The organism is Micavibrio sp. TMED2 (assembly GCA_002168225.1).
In the GTDB taxonomy this organism is placed as follows: domain Bacteria; phylum Pseudomonadota; class Alphaproteobacteria; order TMED2; family TMED2; genus TMED2.
The window spans coordinates 1,545,906-1,568,218 of the sequence record NHBH01000001.1 but is presented as its reverse complement, the minus strand read 5'-3'; the positions used below and the strand labels follow the sequence as shown (position 1 = coordinate 1,568,218).

The following is a 22,313-nucleotide window of genomic DNA, read 5'->3' as shown; positions in this document are numbered from 1 at the left end:
GATTTGCAAGGCGCAGGCATTGAAAAGCCAAGGCAATTACCGTCAAGCCATTTGACGTGTCAAAAAACCTTAGCAATTCAGTGCCTGCGCCTTTCGCATTTATGTGTTCACTTATAATGGTCATAAATTATCCGTAGCTGATGATACGATCTTGAGCAGGTCACCTAACCCGGCAGAATTTGACAAGGCCTCAGCGGTTGCAAAACAGCTGTCGTCCGGATCGGAAGATATCGGCATTATCGCCGAAGACTTTCTGGAGCAGTATGGCGACGCCCTGCTGCAGGACCTGACTGCCGCCAACAGCTTCTTCACCGCCGAGAATGTCGCCAGCACACTGAAGGACAATGCCAAATGGCATGCCCGTGTCGCGGCCTATGACACGCCGGAAGAAGACAACCTGCCGCAAGCCATTCAGGACGCGCTGCTGAGCGATCTCAGCAAGGTCATGGAATATGAGCCCGCCATGCTGGGCCAGCATCCTGACAGCGGCAATCACTTCACCACGGTCGAGCTGTTCAACAAGGACCATCAGGTCATCCGCACCGGCAAGCGCTGGGCACAGGCCAAGGGTACCGGCACACCTCAGGAAATCGTCGATCAGGTCATTGAAGCCTATTCGGCTGAACGCCTCGCCAAGGGCAAGGACCCGAATGTCGATCCGGAAGTGCGCGAAGCCTCGGCCAAAATGATGGAAAAGAAGCGCCTCGCGATCCTGATCGGACCGCCGGGCGCTGGTAAAACCACCCTCATCCGTCTGATCGGCGATGCGCTCAAGCAGGATGGTCACAGCATGCTGGTAACCACCCAGTCAGGCATGCTGAGCCAGAAGCTGGAACAGGAAACCGGCCATAACTCCCTGCCGCTCTCGGAAGTGATCGAGCAGATGAAGAAGGTCCGGAATATCGAAGATGCCCCGGACCTGGGCTTACGTCAGGGCGGTACGCTCGTGATTGACGAGGCTGCCATGCTCGGCACCCGCGAGATGTATGAGGTCATGCAGCTCGCCAACAAGCACAAGCTCAGCCTGCGCCTGATCGGTGATCCGAAGCAGATTGCCGCCGCCAGCCCCGGCGCACCGATGGAAAAGCTACTGGAGCACATCGAACCGGCGGTTATTTACCGCGTGCTGCGCCAGAAGAACGAGGTCGACAAGCAGGCGACCCTCAACATGCATGGCGGTGACGCCGAGGCTGCACTCAAATCATACAGCGTGCGTGGCCGCCTGAAGTTTCTGGAGAATGCCGGGGATGTCACCACCAAGGTGGCCAAGGACTATGCCAAATGGCGCTCCAAGCAGGATCATGACGGCAAGAGCGCCGCGATCCTCGTCCTGGATATGGATTCCGCCGAGGCAATCAACGCCAAGGCACGCGAGAATCTGAAACAGTCGGGGTATCTGCCGCCGGGAATCGAGATCGAAACCGCCTATGGCCCGAAAGAGTTTTCCACAAACGACCGGGTCATCTTCCGCGAGCGCATCGATCTGCGCGCCGATGGTCTAAATAGCCGGATTCACAAAGGTTCTGTCGCAACCATTACCGCGCTCAACCCCGGCTTCATGACGGTAACCCTTGATGGCACTGAGCAATCAATGGTCATTCCGATCCAAAAAAAGATGCGCATGACCCACGCTCATGCTATTGAATTGACGCAGCCTGACCCGGCTGAGTCACCGCAAGGCTCGACTTTAACTAGGGGCTTTCTTGCGGTTACGCGACCATGGTCAGCACCGGAAGCGATTGTCGGCATCAGTCGACATAAGAAAAAGCTGACGGTCTATGTTGATAAAAAGGTCTATCCAGACCTGCAAAGCTTGGCAGCGGATGCTGAGAAACGTCCGGAACGACTGACCACACTGGATGTGGCGGATCGTAAACCGGATCAGCCGAAGCCGCCCGGTCAATCTCCGGCACCAGGTTAAAACTGCCGGGTATACGGGGATTGAGACGAAGAAGATCACACCGATTGGAAACAAAGCAGAACAGCGGCGTTTTATAATCGACAAGTATCGGAATGTTCTGATAGTTGGCGCGGTCTTCGGGTTTTGACATTCGATACCACTGGGAGGTCAACAATGGCTCTCATTCAGACAAATCACTTTGAAGGTTATGGCTGGCGTTCGTTTGACGCCTTTGTCGGTCGCGCTCAATTCGAGCTGGATCGTATGGCCGCTGCCGCTGATTACGATTTCCGCGAAAGCACCCCTGCACTGGCGCGTCGCCTGCAGAACCTTCTCACCATGATGGCCCACTGCCGCAGCCACGCCTGCAACGCCGCCTACCGGCTTGCCAGCGATGCGGGTATGGAGCCTGATGTAAACGACCAGATGGTCTCCATCCGCGCGTCACTGGCCGACATCGTCGATGCCGTGAACCTCAAGGGTGCGGCTAGCTGCGAGACCTATCGCCACCGTCTCAATATCATCGGCAATCGCGTGTCACGCATTCAGGATGATTTGCAGATACTGGAAAGCAAGCGCTATAAACAGTGCGGCTGATACAGAGATTTTAGGGGCCCGCAAGGGCCCTTAATTTTTTGTATCGAACCCTCGGATTATGACTCTGAGCTTTCGCTATGGTGTTGCAACATAAACTTATTACGCAAACAGCATAGCGTGTTCGTTACTCGATATTCATCGTCTCGTCACTCACAAGAGCTCTCGCGTATGACACGGCCAATTCCACATCCCGCATCACGTTTCAGCTGGGACAATGAAACGGCCATCGTACGTGCTCTTGAGGCTGCCTATCCTCGCGTTTCCCGGTTCAATCTGACACCGGAAAAACTGGAGGAAATGATCCGCAGCCTGCCGGGCTTCATGAACGGCTCCGGACCACCGGATGATGACATATTCAACCGCCTGATCATCCAATGGATCGATCTGGATGAAGATGACGATGATGGACGTTGGGATGCTGGCGCGTAGCAACCATTGATGCCTTGAGCCCATCCGGTTCAGGCATTCCACTGCAACGCTAACCTAAAAGGCATGCACCCCTATGGCTCGCAAAAAGCGTCGTAACCGGCATCAGGATACCCCCGAGATCGAAGCAACCGAAAGCGTTACCCGACGCCTTCCCGCCGATCCCGTCCCCACCGCTCCCACTGCAGCTGAAAAGCTGATTACCGGCGATATGATCTATCGCCCGATCGGCGGTAACAATCCTGACGACATCGGCGCCAATACCGGCATTGTCGAGTTCAATCGCTATGGTGGCGGCAAGGGCAAGAAAACCAGCCGCATCATGATCGATAACGGTGTGAAATTTGCCGATCCGGACAGCCGCTATGACAGCCTGATGGTCGATACCAGCAACTATTTCCAGGATCGCGACAGCGGCAACCACCCATCGGAAATGGTCGATGCCATCGTCCTGACCCATGCCCATGAGGACCATATCGGCGCTATCTGCCACGACATGAACCGCGGCAAGGTTCTGCCACCGATCTATGCCACCCCGCTGACCCAGGCATTTGTCGAGCAAAGTTTCATCCGTCGTGGCTTCAAGGATCCGAAGTCATGGCCCCAGTTCAACACCATGGAAGCGGGCAAAGCGATCCAGATCGGCGACATCAATATCATGCCGATCCCGGTCAGCCACTCGGTGTCACAATCCATGGCACTGGCGATTACCACCCCGACCGGCTCCATGATGCACTCCGGCGACTACAAGGCCGATGCCACCCTGCCAATCGGTCAGATTTTCGAGAAAGAACAGACCGAAGAGCTATGCCGCAAGGCCCTTGCCCGCTACGGCCATGAGCGCTTTGACGTTGCCACCGTCGACTCTACCCGTGCCTATATGCCGGGCAGCACCCCGACCGAGGGCAAGGTCAAGAGCGAGATGGACAAGATCGTCAAGGAAAGCAATGGCCATCGCGTTGTAACCGCCGTTATGGGTCGCAGCACCGAGCGGATCATCAATATGGCCAAAGTGGCCGCTGAAAACGACCGCACGCTGGTCGTTCATGGCAAATCCATTATCCTGTCCCTGCAGGCTCTTGCTCGTGCCGACCAGATTTCACGCGGCATCGAGGCACGCGCACCGAAAGGCAAAGGCAAGCGCAGCAGCAACGCTCCAGCCTATGATATGAGCGAGATCAGCGACATCCTGACCCGCTATGTGGGCAGAAAGGTCCGCATCCTCGAAGGGCGCGACGAAGCAGTCGACAACATCCCTGAATCAAAACAGATGGTTCTCGCGACCGGTACTCAGGGTGAGCAAAACGCAGCCCTGCCAATGGCCGCCATGGGCAATCACAAGACCCTGCTCCTCGGCAGCAATGATGTGGTTGTTCGGTCAGCCTCGATCATTCCAGGCAATGAAGCACCAATCGGTGCCATGGACAGCGCGGTTCGCTCACAAGGCGTTGCCCGCCTGGTCACCACTGAGGAAGCCATGGTCCACTCATCCGGCCACGGCTATTCCGAAGATGTCGACCAGTATCTGGAATCAACCAAGGCACGGACCGTCATTCCGGTACATGGCTCGGTCGAGCTGATGGAGAAGAATGCCGAGCGTATCGCAACCCGCGCGCAGGAACTCGACCTCAAGCTCGAGAAAATGCGCAATGGCGACCGTGTGGTCATCGGTCAGGACGTGATTGTCACCCCAACGAAGGAGCCAGCCCGCTTCCTCGGCATCCGCAATACCGTGGAAGATCCGGTCGCCCGCATGTGGAAACAGGATTACGTCTACGAGCCGGTTGATGAGAATGGCAAGGCACTCGGCCCTGCTCCAAAGGCTCCAGCCAACGACCGCAAGCCAACACTCGGTAAGCGCGCTGGCTAAAAGCCAATAAACTCAAAACATTGCGCCGTCCATGTCCTGCCCCTAAGATAATAACGGGGAAGAGACATGGGCGGCGTTTTGCTGTCCGGTAATGGGGTTACGGGGCTATTCACAGCATCGGACGGTATCGGTCGGTTTTCGGCCTGTGCGCAGCTTTGGCACATCGCATGGCACGTCATATGGTGCCGGGCATTGCCCGACCATCACTGCTGGTGCTCGGCCTGATTACGGCTGCCTGCCAGCCGGTTATCGAGAACCCTGCCGCCCCGGCCATTGAACCATGGCTGCAACCCGTGCCCCCAAGTGGCCCGGTCAGCACCATGGGCCGCCTCGGTGCCATCAACACCCCGACCGCCCGGATGGCGGAGGCTGGCACAATCCGCCTGCATACAGCGCGACGGGAACCGTACTGGGTGGCTGGCGTCACCGTGCAACCGCTGAGCAGGCTCGAACTCACCTACCGCCGCACCGTCGATAACCGCTCGGCCAGCGAGCGCGGCTTCCGCTTCTCCGGCGGGTTGGATGCCAAGGCAATGCTGGTGCGCGAAGGCCCCTATGCCCCACAGCTGAGCCTCGGCATTGACGCGATTGCCGGAAACGGCATCTTCGGCGCGGAATATCTTGTTGCCAGCAAACGGGTCGGCCCGCTCGATCTGTCCCTTGGCCTCGGCTGGGGGCGCCTTGCCGGTGGTGGACCGCTGAGCAACGGCTTCAGCCTGATCGGCGGGCATTTCGACAAGCCATCGCGACGGGAGGAATTCGACCGCGGCCCGGATGAGTGGTTCTCCGGCAACCGTGTCGGGCTGTTCGGCAGCGCCAGCTATCAACTGCCATGGTCCCTGCCCTGGCTGCCCGAGGCGGAGAAGCCGCGCCTGATCCTCGAATATGACAGCGACCAGTACTGGGCCGAACAACGCTTCGATCCCGGTTTCGATCCGGGGCGGATACCGGTCAATATCGGACTGGAAACCGCCCTCGGCAGCGGCTTTCGGGCAGGCATTTCCTCGGAGCGCTTCAAGACACTCAGCGCACGGCTGTCATGGAGCTGGAACCCGATCAAACGACATCAGCAAAAACCTTTACAGAACAGCTTCCGGCAACCGCAACACAACCCGGCACCAGTTACCGATGCCGACTATGAGGAGAGCCCACCCCTGTGGCTTGATGCCACCACGGTTCCGGCTGGTGAGCTGGCAAGCGCCATCCTCGATCAGGGCATCGCGGCGGCCCATGCCCGACCCGACAGCGAAACCATCACCACCAGCATTGGCAATCAGGGACTGCCGGTCAGCAGCCTCACCATGCGCAGCACCGATCTGCGCAAGCTCGCCAGCGGCGATGCCTCACCGGAAGAGGTCTGGCACAACAGCGAGAGCCGCAGCAGCGAGAGCCTGCCCGACACAGCAGAAACAGCCGGGCCTGCCGCCACCGGCCTGCTCGACCACCTGCATCTGACACTGGCACCGGAGACAATCATCGACGGCTTTGAGGCATCGAGCGGCGTTGTGGCGCGCCAGAGCCTGCTGTTCGACGCCCGCTATGCCGAACAGAAAACCCGGATCGGGGCCAGCCTGCGGCTGAACATGGCCGACAATCTGGACCGCCTGACCCGCGATCGCGGCTTCACCACCTATCCGGTGCGCAGCAATCTCGAGGCCTTTGCCGATAACCGGCTGTGGATCGACCGGGCCTATTACGGCACCGCCGAGCATATTGCCCCTGATCTCTATATCGGTGGCGTGGCCGGCCTGCTGGAAGAACAGTTCGGCGGGATCAGCACGCAGGTGCTGTACTGGCCCCATGATGCCAAATGGGCGATTGGCGGGCATCTGACCCAGGCCTATGCCCGCGACCAGGACCAGTTGCTGAATGCCTTTACCGATCAGGTGCTGACGGCAGAATTGAGCGGCTATTACCATTTTCCCGGCGGGTTGATGGCCAAGGCCGGACTGGTGCGCTATCTGGGCACCGATGTCGGGTTGGCGCTGGATTTCAGCCAGCCACTTGGCGATGGCTGGATGCTGGACGGCTATCTGACCTTCAGCGATGCCGATGAACGCTCAAGCCAGCGGATCGCGCAATTTGCCGAGACCGGTGGTGCCGATTTCGGCCTGCGCCTGCGCGTTCCCATTGGCAGCGTGCTCAACAGCCTTGTCAGCATCGAGCCACGCCTGTCGATCCGCGCGCTCGGTCGGGATCAGGCGCAACGGCTCGACCTGCCCTACACACTTTATGATCAGGTAGCCCCCGCCCATATGAATGCGGTGGTAAAATCATGGCCAGGGCTTACACTTCATTGAATAACACTGAATGAACCAAGCCTGTCCAATAACAGAGACGAACCGCCACCATGGTCGAACAGGATAAAGACAACACCCCGCCCCATACCGGCGCCCGCCACGCTTTTCATCAGGCAGATGAAGCGGAGAAACAGCAATCGCGGGTGATCGCGCTCAAGACCGAAATCCTGCTCGGCCCGATCTTGTCCTTTGTGGTCGGTGCCCTCGTGATCGGTGCATTCCTCGCCTATATCGGCAGCGGTTTGGGGACGATCATCCTCGGCGCGCTGATTGCCGGGGTGGTGATGGCGATCACCACCATCGCGCTCGGCGGCGTCTAAAGACGCCAAAAATTGCGTATCCACTTTCTAAAACACAATTTACCGTCAATAAATGGACAAGCAGCATTACCAGCTGCGCCAGATGAGGAAACAGTTTATGCCCCGTTTCGATGCCATTCTCTCGGATGTTGACGGCACCCTGATCGACAGTGAATCCCTCGGTAAAGAGGCATTCATGGTCGTGGGCCAGGATTATGGCCTGAATATCAGCTCGGCAGAGTTTGACGAAACCACTGGCTGGTCGGCCAAGAAACGCTTCCGCCATTTCGCCGATGCCGATCGCTTTACCAGCGGTGCGCCGGACGAAAAGGTATGGCTCGACAAGCTGAAGGTCTATGCCGCCATGAACAGCAACAAGATCGAAGTGCTGCCCGGCGTGCCCGGTTTCTTCCGTGAGATGGAACGGCGCGGCATCCGCATTGCTGCCGTCACCAACTCCCGCGCCGAAACCGCAAAGACCAAGATTGCCCAGCTGCAGGAGTTCGAGCGGCACCTGAAATTCCGTTTTACCGCCGGTGATGTCTCCGCCCCCAAACCCGATCCCGAGGGCTACAAGAAGGGTGCGGCACGGCTTGGCATTCCGAAGTCGCGCATTGTCGTACTCGAGGACAGCAAATCCGGTGTCGAGGCCGCCCATGCCGCCGGGATCGCCTGCATCCAGATCCAGAAAGACCCGGCAGAGATTTCCGACAAGGCGTCACTGGTGATCGGCAGCCTCGGCGACAAGCGCGATTTCGACAAGGTGATGAAATTCATGGGCATCGAGCACAATCTCCACGCCCGCATCCACGAAGACCGCCGCGTACACAAAATCCCGGTCCCCGGCATGCGCTAGGCTGCCCTGATTATCCCGATATAAAAAAGGCCCGGAACTTCCGGGCTTTTTTTATAATCAGACGATGGTCAGATTGTCGAACGATGAGATATTGCGCAGGGTTACGGTTCCCTCTTCCAAAGTCAGCACGAGATCGCCATCTATTACCTGGGTTTCCAGAACTGACGCCCCGCCGAGGTCCAGAATATCCTCGCCAATGGTGTAATCCGCGATCACGTCATCACCGAAACCCTTGCCTGTAATCGCAAAGATATCGCTGCCGAGATCACCGATCAGAATGTCGTTACCGGCATTACCGATCAGGAGATCATCGCCGAGATTGCCGTAAACGAAATCATCCCCCTGCCCGCCATAAACGGTATCACTGTTCTTGCCGCCATAGACGGTATCATCACCGGTATTGCCATAGACGACGTCATCATTCTCGTTACCGTAGACAACATCTGCGCCATCATTGCCCCAGGAAACATCTGTCCCTTCACCGCCATAGGAGTGATCGGCCCCCTCACCGCCAAAGATGCTGTCATTGCCAAGGTGGCCATAGACTACATCATCACCGGCATCGCCATAAATCGCGTCATTGCCGAGATTGCCATTGATCTGGTCATCCCCATCGCCGCCCATGACAATGTCATCCAGCGCCGACCCGTTTGCCGTATCATTGCCAATTCCCAAGTCAATCGGCGGACCATCAACCCGAGCCGGAATGTCGACATCATCATCACCATCACCCGGCTGTGCCGGCGTGGTGGGCGGTGTTGCAACATCAAGGAAATTGAAGTCACTCTCAGAAATGCTGCCTGTGAGCGAATAAAACTGCAGAACCAGGCCCGTAGAACTTGTTACGGTGGCATCAGTACCGACCTGGTCGATCTCAAGGTCGGCAAATGTCAGGCCAAGCGGTAGGTTTATTACATCTATACCAGCGTCAAACCCAATAATCAGTAAACTGCCGGTATCGTCCTGAAGAAAGATGGTTTCCACATCTCCGGTTGTATGTCCGATATTCAGGCCAAGTCGATCGCCGGAGCCCGCGTAGAGGGTGTCATCGCCACCATGCGGGTCAAGGGTATCGTTCCCATCCCCTCCATAGATAATATCATCGCCACCATACGCCGCAGATGAAACATCCCCCAGAAGGTGGTCGTTACCACTATTACCGTAAATCGTATCATTATCATAACCACCACGCACATAGTCATTACCATCACCGCCATAGATCAGGTCATCACCATCGCCGCCTTGAATAGAATCCCTACCTATTCCGCCATCAATCGTATCAATACCATCATCTCCACGCAGCCAGTCACGATCATCGCCGCCGTAAATCAGATCATTGTCAGCCCCGCCATATATCGTGTCATAGCCTGCGCCGCCATATTGGATGTCATCACCTGCGCCACCATAGATGACATCGTTGCCGTCACCGCCATCCAATGAGTCATCGCCACTACCGGCATCAAGGTAATCATTGCCGGCATTACCCGATAGACTGTCATCATCAGACAACCCCCATACGGTATCATCGCCTGCGCCGCCAAGGATCAGGTCGTGCCCATTCCCTCCGTGCAACCAGTCATTTCCATCCCCGCCGGAAAGGTCATCATCCCCATCCTGCCCATAAATGGTATCAGCACCGCCAAGTCCATCGATTGTATCGGCAAACTCGCCGCCATAGAGCAGATCACTATTACCGGTAGGTGACGAAGCTGCATCCTGTTGAAACACAATATCGCCACCGGACGACAAATCCGTATCCACGCCCAGAATACCGGCATCCGTAAATACGAGACTGATCGTCTCAGTACCATCAGCGATCAGAGTAACCGTGGCAGTGCCTGTTGTTCCATCAAGAGAAACACTGTCCTGCACCACAGTCGTGACGTCGGTAAATCGGATTGTTTCACCAATTTCGTAGCCAACGATAGTATCGCCATCAAAATCTGCGAAACTGCCGACAAACAAGTCATCACCGGCATCCGCACGCAATTCATCCTGCCCGGCACCGCCAATTAGCGTATCCCCACCATATGTGCCATAAATCGTGTCGCTGCCATTGTCTCCGTGCAATAGATTTGGAAAGTCTCTCTGAACAGGCCCCAAACGGATCAGGTCATTGCCATCACCACCGTATATCTCGTTACCCGTTTGATAATAAATAATAGTATCATTGCCATCGTCACCATAAATGTCCGAGTTACCGAACCAGGTTTCGATGTAATCGTTACCGGAACCGCCATAGATCGTGTTTTGGCCAAAGTCGTTATAGTCCCCGATCCTGTCATTGCCGGCTTCGCCATAAATCAGGTCATTTCCTGACCCGCCATATAAACGGTCATCTCCATTCCACCCGTAGAGCGTATCCCCGAGATCGCCACTACTTTGAGAGAAATCATTGCCCTCAATCCAGTCACTGCCATCACCGCCATAGACAACATCCGCACCCACAGAGCCCCATATCAGATCTGCGTCCGCGCCACCGTAGATCAGGTCGTTGCCATCACCACCGTTCAGGCTGTCCCCGTCATTGCCAGTAAGACCCGTCAGGGTATCCCCATATAGCGTGTCATCGCCAAGATTGCCCAGAATGGTATCCCGACCACTACCGCCATGAATAAGATCATCCGACGCCGTGCCGTCAATCGCCTCGGCATCGGCAGTTCCGGTTATCGTTGACATGGCCCTTCCCCCGAAAGACATAAAATATAGGCATAAATAAAATCGGCGGCCTCAATAATGAAGCCGCCGAGATTATTAGTCTAGCAATAATGCCTTACGCGATAATGTTTTACACAAAGGTAACATCATCGATTGAGGTCACCCCGGTCAGTGTAATCGTGCCACCATCGAGAGTGATGACCAGCCCGTCATCCGTCAGTTCGGACCCCAGGATCGTCGCGTCTCCGAGATCGATGCTGTCCTCGCCAACGCTGTAGTCACTGACCACATCATCGCCGAACTCTGCACCGGTGAAGGTGAAGACATCACTGCCAGCGCCACCGATCAGAACGTCATCGCCCCGGTTGCCGTTCAGAACGTCATCGCCAAGGTTACCGAAGACGGTATCGTCACCCTGACCACCATAGACCGTGTCATTGTCCTGACCACCATAGACGGCATCGTTATCCTCGTTGCCGTAGAGAACATCGTCAGCCTGGTTGCCATAGACGACGTCCGCCCCCTTGTTGCCATAGACATTGTCATTGCTGTTGCCACCGAAGCCGGTGTCATCGCCCTGACCACCGAACAGGGTGTCATTGCCGTCATCACCATTGATGCTGTCATTATCAAGGTTGCCATAGATAACGTCATCGCCATTCGAGCCACTGACATTATCGCTGCCACCACCGCCATAGACAGTATCGCTGTTGTTGGAACCGGTAGCAGTATCATTGCCGCCGCCCAGATCAACCTGTCCGGTATTGGTGTCATCGATGATGATATCATCATCGCCATCGCTGCCCTGAACGGTATCCGGCTGGCTTGATGAACCACCGCCAGAGCTGCCGCCACCACCGCCGGAACTATCAGAGTCATCGTCGCCAAAGTCAGTGGTGGATATTGTTCCCTCAACCTCAAGCATGGTCAATGTCAGACCACTTGCGGTTGTGATCGTAGCCTCCCTGCCACTCTGGTTGATGGTCAGGTCACTGGTAGAGATGCCCTCTGCCAACTGTATCTCATCCACCCCGGCCTCGAAGCCATAGATTAAGGTTTCGGAATCGTCGTCATTGATAATGATGACATCCTCATCCCCGACATAGTTGCCATAGGCGAGGAAGACGGTGTCATCGCCATCAACCACGATGGTGTCGTTACCGATACCACCCGCCACGAAGTCTTCACCGGTTCCGGCATCAATATAGTCATGACCGCCGCCATATTCGACAGCATCAGGGATATCAGTGCTGTCGCCATAGATCTCGTCATTACCGTCACCGCCATAAAGCGTATCATCCCACAGACCACCGTACAGGGTGTCATTGCCGCCATCGCCGTAGACGGTATTGGAATCATCGCCGCTATAGATGGTATCGTCGCCATCACCGCCATGGAACAGATCGTCACCGTCACCGCCAGAGAGAAAATCATTACCGCTCCCCCCATCAACAGTATCGGCACCGTCAAAGCCAAACACCCTGTCATTGCCGTCACCGCCGATAAGCAGGTCATCGCCATACTCACCATTGATACTGTCGTCGCCATATCCACCATAGATGGTGTCATCCCCTTCATCGCCAAAAAGGAAGTCACCACCGCCAGCCGTATCTGAGAGATCATCGCCATAGATCAGATCATCACCACCGCCAGCTATTACAAAATCGATATCCGCACCGCCGTAGAAAGTGTCGTTCCCTGAGACGGCCCCTGAGACGGCCCCTGGAGAGCGAGGATCCCTGTCCCCGACAAGGTAATCTTCACCATCGCCACCACTGATGACATCATTGCCATCGCCGCCATAGATGGTATCATTATCGGCACCGCCATAGAGACTGTCATCACCGGCACGGCCATAAATGGTATCTTCACCGGCCAGCGCATCGATCATATCGCTATCGCCACCGCCATAGAGCAGGTCATCGCCGGTTGTTGCAGTTCCACCAGGCACAAGCTCAATCTGGAAAGAGGAATTGGAAACCACATTGGTAAGAGCGAATGCGCCAATACCATTAAAGTATATCGTCCGCGTACTGGCACCGGCATCAAAGTTGACGCTGTAATTACCGGAGCCAAGATCAGAGACACCGATATCAGCCGCATTACTAAATGCACCATCGGTAACGACAAAAGTATCAGTTTCTTCAATACCATAGAACTGATCACCATCGATATCAGCACCGCTGGCAACAAAGGTGTCAGCACCTGCCTCACCATAGATGTCATCAGTGCCAGCACCGCCATAGATCAGGTCGTCACCAGCGCCACCACGGATGAAGTCAGCCGTGTTGCCGCCCATGATGGTATCGGCACCATCCTCACCATGAATCTCATCATTACCGGTTCCGCCGATAATCAGATCATCACCGGCACCACCAGAAAGATAGTTGAGGGAAACAGATGCACTGTCGGTAATCGTATCATTGCCATCGCCACCATAAATGATGTCGTCATCGGCTCCACCGGAGAGGCTGTCAGCACCATCCTGACCGTAAATCTGGTCTTGGCCATTGCCACCCTCAATGGTATCGCCGCCACCCTGGCCAAAGATGCGGTCATTGCCATCCCCGCCATCAATAGTGTCGTCGACCAAGGCAGAGCCATAGATGATATCATTACCAGCCGTGCCGGTTCCCGATGCCACATGGGCGATTGTCAGGGTATTGCCTGCGCCATTGATTGCCTCGAACTGAGTGCCAACGGCATTCCGAATCACGAATGACGTGCCATCAATGGTGATCTCGGTTGTTCCGGCCAGCGTATCCTGCAGATTACTGATCACAGCCGTCGAGAGATCGGTACCGCCGGTGATGACAATCTCCGGCCGGTAATCCTCATTGCTGTGCAGGAAGTTGCCATAGATGGTGTCGCCAGCAAACTCGGCCAGCGTACCGATAATCGTGTCGGCACCATACTGCCCCGCTATGATGCTGTCATTGCCGAGGTCACCATTCAGAATATCGCCGCCATAATCACCATAGAGCGTGTCGTCACCATCACCGCCATAAAGCGTGTCGTCACCCATATGGCCAAAGATGATATCGTTGCCGTCACCGCCATAGATCAGCGCTTCACTATAATCGCCGAACAGGCTGTCATCGCCATCACCGCCATAAATGGTGTCCTGATCATCACCACCGCGAATGTAATCATTACCGCTCCCCCCCTCAACAGTATCGGCACCGTCAGAGCCAAACACCCTGTCATTGCCGTCACCGCCGATAAGCAGGTCATCGCCAGTCTCACCATCGATACTGTCGTCGCCATATCCACCATAGATGGTGTCATGATCCTCACCGCCAAAAAGGAAGTCACCACCGCCAGCCGTATCTGAGAGATCATCGCCATAGATCAGGTCATTACCGTACCCGCCAACGAGCGTATCGTTACCAGCCCCGCCGTAGAAAGTATCGTTCCCTGAGACGCCCCCTTTAAAGCGAGGATCCCCGACAAGGTAATCTTCACCATCGCCGCCACTGATAACATCATTGCCATCGCCGCCACTGATGACATCATTGCCATCGCCGCCATAGATGCTGTCATCACCGGTCAGGCCGTAAATGGTATCGTCACCGGCAAATGCATCGATCGTATCGCCCGCATTACCGCCGTAATACAGGTTCGAACCATCATCGAGATCACCGAACGGCACGACTGAGAAGACAACATCAGAACCGGAAGACGCAACCGTATCAATATCATAGCTGCCCCCCCCAATGGTGAAGGTGATGGTGTCGGAACCATCGGCAACCAGCGTGATTTCGGTGTCACCGGTCAGGGTGTCGTAATTTGCCGATTGCTGCACAATGCTGGTTGCATCGGTAATACGAACGATCTCGCCATCTTCATAACCAAAGAAAATGTCTCCATGGATTTCGGCACCGGTGCCGATATAGAGATCCGTGCCCTCTCCACCATAGAGGCTGTCGGTATCCATACCGCCAACCAGCACATCATTGTCAGCACCGCCATAGAGCGTATCGTTACCAGCCCCGCCATAAAGCAGGTCACTATCCTGATCACCATAGATCAGATCGCTGCCACCATCGCCATAGATGGTGTCATCGCCACTGCCACCGACAAGATTGGAATCATCGCCCTTGCCACCATAGATCAGGTCATCATCCGCCTGACCTGTCAGTCGATCATCGCCATCACCACCGTAAAGGGTATCGTCGCCATCACCGCCAGAGAGATCGTATTCCGCATCATCACCGCCATAGAGCAGGTCATCGCCCCCCTGACCTTCAATGAAATCGGAACCATTATCTCCATAAATGGTGTCATTGCCGTCGCCGCCAGTGAGGTAGTCATTCCCATTACCGCCATGGATGCTGTCCGCATCAGCTGTACCGGCAAAGCTGTCATCCCCAATGCCGAGAACCGTATCAACCATGATGAATTGCCCCTTGGTGTTTTGCTTGTTTTTGAATTGGCCATCTGCTCAATAAATTGCCCAGAACAGATGTCTCCCTGTTGTTTTTGCCCAGAGACTGAGCGGCAGACATGGGACCGCTATCGTTCGTACAGCCAATGTTTACATAAGAAACAAAGCGCAAGACGAAACGGTCGTCTCCTGCCCCTCCGACTGGCGACCACCCCACACGACATAACGCGTGAGGCTAATGTCATACCCGGGCACAATCCGGGTCGCAAACAAAACCTATGCGCAACGTCTAATTTAATCTCAATTAAACAAACGGGAGAGGAGCACGACAGAAATCAATCTGCCACGTCAATACCCGAAACTATTTGGGGAACGGCATTCATTGAAAGTAAATGGTGCCCAGAGGCGGATTCGAACCACCGACACGGGGATTTTCAATCCCCTGCTCTACCAACTGAGCTATCTGGGCAAACCATGGTCGGGGATGGCGCGGATGGCCATCAGCCGTGTTGGTTCGAGGCTTATAGAAAACCAGCCGCGTGCTGTCCAGTCATGATCTGCATCTGACCGGACAATTTTTGCTTAAGCATCGCCCGGATCAACATCCACCCGTTCATCGTCGCGCAAATCCTCTTCACGCACCGGGATTGCGTAATCCTCGTTCAGCCATTTGGCGAGGTCGAGATGGGCACAGCGCTTGGAGCAGAAAGGACGGAATTGCTGCACGGTCGGCTCTCCGCACATGGGACATTTGCTGCGCGCCAGTTTTTTGGCGACCGCCTTCTTGTGTCCATCAATGCCAACCGGATCAGCCATATCAATCCTCGGGGAACATATAGATTTCATGCAGCATCGGATAGCGCCGCGGTATCGCCAGTTCGAGCAGGCCACCACGGCTGACGCCATGCACCGCCACCGATTGCGGATGGGCACTGAACAGCTGCCCTGCCCGCTTGCTGACCTGCCGAGTATCAACCCAATCGGGCAGATCCACAACCACAGCACCGGAAATATTGCGGAGACGGCACTGGGCGACAATCCCGGTCAGGGCATCATCCAGAGCAGATTTGCGCGCAAGATCGAGGTCGATAACGGTCAGCGCCTCGGTATGCTGGATCACCGCCCGCCCTTCTTTGAACGAGACCAGCGGATTGGCCAGTGCGGCAATTCTGGTTGGCAGATCGAGGCTCTCGAACAGTCCGGTTCTGGCGTCATCATAGGCCTGCGCGGCCTTGTCGAGCCCGAGCGCTTCGGTTGCCGTCTGCCACAGGGCAAGTGCGACATCCCCCTCGGTCATCACATCGGCATCCATGGTGCTGAAAGGTGCCTCAAGGATCGCACGATGGGCCAGATTGGGCGCGGCAGCAATCAGGCCCGGTTCGTACTGATCGCGTACCAGCGCGCCTGCCTGCGCCACGAGTGCGGCCGCCTCAGCCGTCAGGCCGTCGAGCGTTGCCGCAGCCGCCTGTCGCCGAACGATCCAGCCGCCGTTGTGTTGTCCAAGCAGGGCTGACAGCGTCTCAAGATCGGGACCGTCGGCACGCTTTGATGCCCGGACCTTGTCGGCGGCATAGGGCATATAAATCAGATTGCGTCCGGCAAAGGTCAGCTCGGCACTGGCACGGGCGTGCTTGTCGTTACCGCTGAGGGCGCTGCGCTGTGCTGCTGCTGTTACCTGCACCAGAAAGCCGCGATCATCGGGCGGCACCTCACGGTCACGGAGCTGTACACGCCCCGCCTCACCGCACGCCACGATCGCCGATTTCAGGGCCGGATACCGCTCGACCACCTGACCATACAGAATGGCGCCGGGCGCGAGAACATCCGGCACAGCCTTCTCGATCCAGAGATCAAGCAGATGGCCTTGCGCGGAAACTGCCGCCGCCCGCTGAAAGCCGTTTTCGGCATCGAAGACAAGACTAGGTCGCATTGCTGTTCCTGTAGCCCAGCCCGCTGAGCATCTGACTGGTTTCAAATAAGGGCAGACCGACAACGCCGGTATAGGAGCCGCTCATGCCGCTGATAAAACCGGCGGCCCGCCCCTGAATGGCATAGCCGCCCGCCTTGCCCAGCCCCTCGCCCGAGGTGACATAGGCGGCGCTCTCCTGATCGCTCAGGCGCTTGAAGGTAACCTTGGTTGCCACCAGCCGGGATGCAGAACGCCCGTCACTGGTCAGCATATGCACCGCCGACAGCACCCGGTGATTGCGTCCGGACAGCAAGGTAAGACAATCGGCAACATCGCGGTCGGTTTCGGCCTTGGGCAGGATACGGCGTCCGAGGGCGACAACAGTATCGCCGGCCAGCACGATATAGGGTGTCGGCAGATCAGCCGCCGTTTGCAAGGCGCTCAGCACCGCCTCGGCCTTGCCAGCGGCCAAGCGTCGGGCATGATCAATCGGCAGCTCCCCACGCAGCGGGCTCTCGTCAATATCGGCGGGCAGAATACGGTCGGGCGCAATGCCGATCTGCTGCAGCAGATCAACACGCCGCGGCGAGGCCGAGGCCAGCACAAGCGCGGGAGACGGATGACTGGCCATAACGGTTGCTCGGAAACACGTCGCGCACGGGACAGGCCGGGCGCTTGAAACGGGAATGATCCACGCCAACACGGGCGTGGTCTCGTCGCTTACTTGAAGCGGAAGGTAATCCGACCCTTGGTCAGATCATACGGGGTCATCTCAACCGTCACGCGGTCACCGGCCAGTACGCGGATACGGTTCTTGCGCATTTTCCCGGAGGTATGCGCCAGTATCTCGTGGTCGTTATCAAGCTTTACGCGGAACATGGCATTGGGGAGCAGTTCTGCCACCGTACCATTGAATTCCATAAGGTCTTCTTTAGCCATCTAGTCCTTCGGTCCTAACAAATGGGTCAGTTGATATGTATGAACGCCAGCATATATTACCAGACCTGATGGTCGGCAGTATCCCGGCACGTTATCGTCGATTAAGCAGGCATCCTTGATCTGCCGCCATGATAACACATCATTGCTGGCATCATCTGCGACGGATGCTTTTGCATTTGTCGGGCATGTTTTAGACTGTCTGACGGAAACAGCCAGTATAAAGTCACAACAATCCCCAAAAGGCTTTGAAAATGTCACTCGCGAGACCATCAACCCGCCGCTTCTGCCTCAGCATTTCTGCCGCCACCGCTGCGGTTCTGCTCTTAAGCGTGGCACCGGCGGAAGCCCGGGATGATGCCGAAAGGCTGGCTAAGAGCCTTGGTCGGGAAATGGCTGCGGCCAAGTATTGCCAGCTTGACCCGTCACGGGTCGAGGTGCTGACTCGGGAATTCAACTCCCAAATTTCGGGGGCGAGCGAGAGCCGAACGGATTTCGTCAAATCCCAGCAGCTCTATTATGAGACATTGACCAAGTATCAGCGTCGTGAGCCGAGCGACGGCTGCGACGCAGTAATCAGCCGCCTGCAATCCCCCGAACAGCGCGGGATTGATACTCTGAACCAGCGCATGAAAACCCTTGAGGACCTGACCATTCGTCAGCTTGAGGCATTGAAAGCCGCGCAAGAGAACCAGAATTAAGCCGGGCCGCCCGAAAAAACCAATCGCATCGCCATTCGAGATCGGTTAGCGATAGTCGGGTTACCGTTGCATTCCAGCCTGCACCCGCTGTCCCATGACCGAATTTCTCGAAGCCCTGCACTTCGCCCTCGCACAGCCGACCATCCTGATTATCTTCTCTGCACTGGTCGGGTTGATTTTTGGTGGCTTTGCCACTGTTGCCGGTGACCGCCTCGGCCAGCTTGCCGCCGCAGAGGATGAGGGCCGCGAACTGGAAGAGGAAATGGGCCTCTGGTGGCCAGCCAGCCGGTGTGAGGGCTGCGGCCGTTCCCTGAATGCCATTGAACGCATGCCCGGCTTTGGCTGGTTTGCGGTACGTGGCCAGTGCAGCAGCTGCGGCTTCAAGGTGCCGATCAGCGCACCGGTAACCGAATGGCTGTGCGCGCTGCTGTTTGCCCTGATCGCGCTGCGCTATGGACCGAACTGGTCAACTCTCGCCTATATGTTTGCCGCCTGGTGCTATGTCACCATGAGCCTCTCAGACCTCAAGCACATGACCCTGCCGGATCGGCTGACCTATCCGCTGATCTGGGGTGGGCTGATTGCCGCCGCCAGTGGCTTGCTGCCGATCTCTGCCAGCTACAGCATCTTCGGCGCGGCAGCCGGGTTCGCCTTTCTCTGGATATTGCAGGAAGCCTATTGGCGTCTGCGTGGGATTATGGGTATCGGCGGCGGTGATGTGAAGCTGATGGCCGGTATCGGCGCATGGGTCGGGATCGAGTATGTGTTCCTGACCGCAGCGCTTGCCGCCATTATCGGCCTGCTGATCTTTGCGGTCATGGCCCTGCTGCGCGTCAAATCAGAAGAGCACAAGCCATTCGGACCGATGCTGGCGCTTGCCGGTTGCTGGGCAACCCTGCGCCCGGAAGACATCAGGGCGAGCCTTGACTGGCTCGCCCTGCTCATCACCAACTAGGTGAAATCTGTTTGTCGTTCGACTTGAACGCGAAACCTTAAGCGGTTTTGCGCACAATTTCCTCTGCGCCCTGAACACCGCGGGCTGGTACGGCCTGTGGCAGCAGGATGCGGGTCTGAACACCGCGCGCCTCGATGGAAACAATCGCGTCCTTGTTGAACAGTGAAGCGATCTGGCGAGGGCCGGTCAGTGGATCATCGATGCGGTAAACGATCACATCAAGGTGATTGAACTCCGGCTCCTGATGCAGCTTGCCGATGAAGTCGGGGCGCTCACACACAAAACCGGCATGGCGGAACGGGTCCATCGGCTCCAGACCCATCTCGGCAGCATAGCCGTCAAACTTCTGACGGCAGATATCTTCCAGCGGGCGGGTGATGCGATCAAGGTAGAGAAATCTGTAGCTGCTTAGCTTTTCAGGGCTGACCCTGCCATATGGCATCTTGCCGATTTCAGCCTGCAGCGTCACAGTGGCGAAACCGACGGTATCGCTCTCCCAGCGCTTACGCAGACGTGACAGCTCTTCCAGAGCATCGCGGAAGCCGTACAGCGCAGTCATGGCACCGGCTGGTGGCAGTGCACGTGGCGGCAGTGGAACGTCCGCGAGTGTAACTGACTCTGGCATGTTGCTGCGGTTGTATGTAAAGAAGGCGTTGAGCGCGACAGTCGACATCTAATGATTTCCTCAATTTAATCTTGTGGCCTCGTCGGAACCGCGGTGATTAAAAAACGGGAGCGCGGCGCAACAGGCGTTGTATTTGGTATAAGAAGCAAGCTTGAAAGGACCAAGCATGATCCCAAAGGATCGGCCAGTCACTGGCCACGATTTAGAAGACCTCAGAGAGAAACTAGCCCTCTCAGTCACTGATCTTTGCTGGCTTTTTGGCCTTTCCATGCCGAATTGGGGCAAGATTAAAAAAGCTGGTCCCGAACCTGTAAAAGATCCCGCCGTGGCATTATTGGCACGTTTTCTGGACAGCTATCCCGAGGCCTGCCCGATTCCACGCCCCCCCGAGCCGGGCGATGTTGCCGAGCGACTGCCGGAGTTGTCGCGTAAAACATTGGGCATTGCCCTTGGTCGTGAGGCGTCCGCCGGTTACCGCTGGGTGGTCCAGGGCGGGCGCACCTCGCCGATCCTCAACCGGCTGCTGCTGATCCTGTCGATCCATCTCGACGAACAGGGCACCAGCAAGGCTTGGCAGGAATGGCAGAGCCTTGTCTCCACCGAGGCGACCGCACGGGGCATCGAGAATATCTGGCGCAGCGGTTCATGGCGGCACAAGCCGGCCAATGACGGCTGATATCCAACCTGCAGACTGATCCCAAAAGCAAAAACGCGGTGCTGTCTGGCACCGCGTTTTTTCATGTCTGAAATCCGGTTGCGCTGCCTTACGCGCCGCCACGAACCAGACGGATCAGATCACCCGGCATATTGCGCGGCATACCGCGAATGATGCGTGGAATACCGTCAAAGCCGCGGAATACGAAATGCGGCGTTCCCTCGAGCTCATAGTCACGGGTGAATTGCTCGTTCTGCCGGATCAGCAGGATGGCGTCCTGCGATACGGTCTGGGCTGGTGGCGGTGACTTCGCCCGGCCTTCATAGCGTTGCAGCGCCTCACCCGGATTGGGCGCGGAAATGATCGCGGCGGCCTTGGCAAGGCTGGTATCGGCCAGCAGACCGACCGGGATCACACGCAGCTGGATCTGGCCCTGTGCGATCTGTGGCGCCAGATACTGCATGGCCCGCTCACACCATGGGCAGTTCGGATCATGCACCATATAGACGACAGGTGCATCCTCAACACCGAGACGGAACCAGTTGGTCCGGTCGACAACATTCAGGACGGCCTCGGCCTTGGCCTGCTGCTGCTGTGGCGTTAATGGTGCCTTGGCTGCATTGGCCTGTTCGGAAGTGTCCAGCAGTGTATTGGCGTCCGCAAGGGCGGCAGGATCACTCTGCAGCAAAGACGTCACCTGCCCCATGGTGATGTTCTGCCCCTGAATATTGAACATCAGACCAGCAATCGCAGCATTGCCATCGGGGCTGATATAGAATGTCTGGATACTGCCATTTGCCGCCTTGGCAAAATACGCATCGAGCCCATGCAGACGCCCCATGAAACGAAGCACGTTGCCGCGTGAGCGCAGATATTGCAGGGCTGGCGCATCAGGGCTCAACGGACCATCAACCAGTGCCTTCGGATCGACACCCGGAATGTCCTGTGTAGCGGAAGCCGGCGGCACCTGAACCTGTCCATTCGGACTGGTGCCAGCGTCCTGTGCCACAGCGGATATCGGCGTCAGGGAGACGAGTCCCATGGCAACGACGCTGAACAAGGCTCCACGGGCAACAGATTGCAATAACTCTTTCGACATCAATATCCCCTAAATCAAACCCCAAAAAATCAGCCCAGAAATCAACCCGGAAAATTGCCTAAAGTTTTATCATATAAATGACCGGATCGCATGGTCATTCAGGCAACGCGGCAAAGCTTCACGGAATTGTGTTTCTCCGG

General features: G+C 56.6%; 18 protein-coding genes and 1 tRNA gene. 10 read left to right on the top strand and 9 right to left on the bottom strand.

What is annotated here, in order from left to right; all coding sequences use genetic code 11:
- The first annotated feature begins 151 nt into the window (after positions 1-151).
- The 7 genes from CBB62_07455 (at position 152) to CBB62_07425 (ending at position 8,248) form a co-directional block, all read left to right on the top strand.
- Positions 152-1,921, top strand: coding sequence for a hypothetical protein (locus CBB62_07455; protein OUT42127.1), 1,770 nt, complete (start codon positions 152-154; stop codon positions 1,919-1,921).
- 153 nt (positions 1,922-2,074) lie between these two features.
- Positions 2,075-2,497, top strand: a complete 423-nt coding sequence (locus CBB62_07450; protein OUT42126.1) for a hypothetical protein — start codon at positions 2,075-2,077, stop codon at positions 2,495-2,497.
- 168 nt (positions 2,498-2,665) lie between these two features.
- On the top strand, positions 2,666-2,926 hold the full coding sequence (locus CBB62_07445) for a hypothetical protein (GenBank protein OUT42125.1): 261 nt from the start codon (positions 2,666-2,668) through the stop codon (positions 2,924-2,926).
- Between the two features lie 73 nt (positions 2,927-2,999).
- On the top strand, positions 3,000-4,793 hold the full coding sequence (locus tag CBB62_07440; GenBank protein OUT42124.1) for a hypothetical protein: 1,794 nt from the start codon (positions 3,000-3,002) through the stop codon (positions 4,791-4,793).
- 167 nt (positions 4,794-4,960) lie between these two features.
- Positions 4,961-7,093 carry a hypothetical protein gene (locus CBB62_07435; GenBank protein ID OUT42123.1) on the top strand — a complete coding sequence of 711 codons (2,133 nt, stop codon included), beginning with the start codon at positions 4,961-4,963 and terminating at the stop codon, positions 7,091-7,093.
- A gap of 50 nt (positions 7,094-7,143) precedes the next feature.
- A complete protein-coding gene (locus tag CBB62_07430; protein OUT42122.1) occupies positions 7,144-7,413 on the top strand; it encodes a hypothetical protein in 270 nt (89 codons plus the stop codon).
- A 52-nt stretch (positions 7,414-7,465) separates the two neighbouring features.
- Positions 7,466-8,248: a hypothetical protein gene (locus CBB62_07425; protein OUT42121.1), complete on the top strand. Its 783-nt coding sequence runs from the start codon at positions 7,466-7,468 to the stop codon at positions 8,246-8,248.
- 57 nt (positions 8,249-8,305) lie between these two features.
- On the opposite strand, the gene CBB62_07420 is transcribed toward CBB62_07425, so the two are convergent.
- The 7 genes from CBB62_07420 to CBB62_07390 form a co-directional block, all read right to left on the bottom strand.
- On the bottom strand, positions 8,306-10,948 hold the full coding sequence (locus CBB62_07420) for a hypothetical protein (GenBank protein OUT42120.1): 2,643 nt from the start codon (positions 10,946-10,948) through the stop codon (positions 8,306-8,308).
- Between the two features lie 88 nt (positions 10,949-11,036).
- Positions 11,037-15,302 carry a hypothetical protein gene (locus CBB62_07415; GenBank protein OUT42119.1) on the bottom strand — a complete coding sequence of 1,422 codons (4,266 nt, stop codon included), beginning with the start codon at positions 15,300-15,302 and terminating at the stop codon, positions 11,037-11,039.
- A 384-nt stretch (positions 15,303-15,686) separates the two neighbouring features.
- Positions 15,687-15,762 (bottom strand) — tRNA-Phe (locus CBB62_07410).
- A gap of 113 nt (positions 15,763-15,875) precedes the next feature.
- A complete protein-coding gene (locus CBB62_07405) occupies positions 15,876-16,109 on the bottom strand; it encodes a hypothetical protein (protein OUT42118.1) in 234 nt (77 codons plus the stop codon).
- Position 16,110: 1 nt separating this feature from the next.
- The gene (locus CBB62_07400) at positions 16,111-17,223 is read right to left on the bottom strand and encodes a hypothetical protein (protein OUT42117.1); all 1,113 of its coding nucleotides are present in this window, start codon (positions 17,221-17,223) and stop codon (positions 16,111-16,113) included.
- Complete coding sequence (locus CBB62_07395; GenBank protein ID OUT42116.1) at positions 17,213-17,833, bottom strand: septum formation protein Maf; 621 nt, start codon at positions 17,831-17,833, stop codon at positions 17,213-17,215. The genes CBB62_07400 and CBB62_07395 overlap by 11 nt, the downstream gene beginning before the upstream one ends.
- A gap of 89 nt (positions 17,834-17,922) precedes the next feature.
- The gene (locus tag CBB62_07390) at positions 17,923-18,141 is read right to left on the bottom strand and encodes a translation initiation factor IF-1 (protein OUT42115.1); all 219 of its coding nucleotides are present in this window, start codon (positions 18,139-18,141) and stop codon (positions 17,923-17,925) included.
- A gap of 251 nt (positions 18,142-18,392) precedes the next feature.
- Between CBB62_07390 and CBB62_07385 the strand changes: the two genes are divergently transcribed.
- Positions 18,393-18,839 carry a hypothetical protein gene (locus CBB62_07385; protein ID OUT42114.1) on the top strand — a complete coding sequence of 149 codons (447 nt, stop codon included), beginning with the start codon at positions 18,393-18,395 and terminating at the stop codon, positions 18,837-18,839.
- 94 nt (positions 18,840-18,933) lie between these two features.
- The gene (locus CBB62_07380; protein ID OUT42113.1) at positions 18,934-19,794 is read left to right on the top strand and encodes a hypothetical protein; all 861 of its coding nucleotides are present in this window, start codon (positions 18,934-18,936) and stop codon (positions 19,792-19,794) included.
- A 37-nt stretch (positions 19,795-19,831) separates the two neighbouring features.
- Here the strand turns inward: CBB62_07380 and CBB62_07375 are convergent, their stop codons facing one another.
- Entirely contained in the window at positions 19,832-20,467 is a 636-nt protein-coding gene (locus tag CBB62_07375) for a hypothetical protein (GenBank protein OUT42112.1), read from the bottom strand.
- A gap of 286 nt (positions 20,468-20,753) precedes the next feature.
- Between CBB62_07375 and CBB62_07370 the strand changes: the two genes are divergently transcribed.
- A complete protein-coding gene (locus CBB62_07370) occupies positions 20,754-21,095 on the top strand; it encodes a hypothetical protein (protein ID OUT42111.1) in 342 nt (113 codons plus the stop codon).
- An 88-nt stretch (positions 21,096-21,183) separates the two neighbouring features.
- Here the strand turns inward: CBB62_07370 and CBB62_07365 are convergent, their stop codons facing one another.
- Positions 21,184-22,173, bottom strand: a complete 990-nt coding sequence (locus tag CBB62_07365; GenBank protein ID OUT42110.1) for a thiol:disulfide interchange protein DsbG — start codon at positions 22,171-22,173, stop codon at positions 21,184-21,186.
- Positions 22,174-22,313 lie beyond the last annotated feature (140 nt).

What these genes read in the sequence shown, in the direction of transcription:
- CBB62_07450 (OUT42126.1), top strand. Translation starts at nt 2,075, where the DNA reads ATGGCTCTCATTCAGACAAATCACTTTGAAGGTTATGGCTGGCGTTCG.
- CBB62_07445 (OUT42125.1), top strand. Translation starts at nt 2,666, where the DNA reads ATGACACGGCCAATTCCACATCCCGCATCACGTTTCAGCTGGGACAAT.
- CBB62_07440 (OUT42124.1), top strand. Translation starts at nt 3,000, where the DNA reads ATGGCTCGCAAAAAGCGTCGTAACCGGCATCAGGATACCCCCGAGATC.
- CBB62_07435 (OUT42123.1), top strand. Translation starts at nt 4,961, where the DNA reads ATGGCACGTCATATGGTGCCGGGCATTGCCCGACCATCACTGCTGGTG.
- CBB62_07430 (OUT42122.1), top strand. Translation starts at nt 7,144, where the DNA reads ATGGTCGAACAGGATAAAGACAACACCCCGCCCCATACCGGCGCCCGC.
- CBB62_07425 (OUT42121.1), top strand. Translation starts at nt 7,466, where the DNA reads ATGGACAAGCAGCATTACCAGCTGCGCCAGATGAGGAAACAGTTTATG.
- CBB62_07420 (OUT42120.1), bottom strand. Translation starts at nt 10,948, where the DNA reads ATGTCTTTCGGGGGAAGGGCCATGTCAACGATAACCGGAACTGCCGAT.
- CBB62_07415 (OUT42119.1), bottom strand. Translation starts at nt 15,302, where the DNA reads ATGGTTGATACGGTTCTCGGCATTGGGGATGACAGCTTTGCCGGTACA.
- CBB62_07405 (OUT42118.1), bottom strand. Translation starts at nt 16,109, where the DNA reads ATGGCTGATCCGGTTGGCATTGATGGACACAAGAAGGCGGTCGCCAAA.
- CBB62_07400 (OUT42117.1), bottom strand. Translation starts at nt 17,223, where the DNA reads ATGCGACCTAGTCTTGTCTTCGATGCCGAAAACGGCTTTCAGCGGGCG.
- CBB62_07395 (OUT42116.1), bottom strand. Translation starts at nt 17,833, where the DNA reads ATGGCCAGTCATCCGTCTCCCGCGCTTGTGCTGGCCTCGGCCTCGCCG.
- CBB62_07390 (OUT42115.1), bottom strand. Translation starts at nt 18,141, where the DNA reads ATGGCTAAAGAAGACCTTATGGAATTCAATGGTACGGTGGCAGAACTG.
- CBB62_07385 (OUT42114.1), top strand. Translation starts at nt 18,393, where the DNA reads ATGTCACTCGCGAGACCATCAACCCGCCGCTTCTGCCTCAGCATTTCT.
- CBB62_07380 (OUT42113.1), top strand. Translation starts at nt 18,934, where the DNA reads ATGACCGAATTTCTCGAAGCCCTGCACTTCGCCCTCGCACAGCCGACC.
- CBB62_07375 (OUT42112.1), bottom strand. Translation starts at nt 20,467, where the DNA reads ATGTCGACTGTCGCGCTCAACGCCTTCTTTACATACAACCGCAGCAAC.
- CBB62_07365 (OUT42110.1), bottom strand. Translation starts at nt 22,173, where the DNA reads ATGTCGAAAGAGTTATTGCAATCTGTTGCCCGTGGAGCCTTGTTCAGC.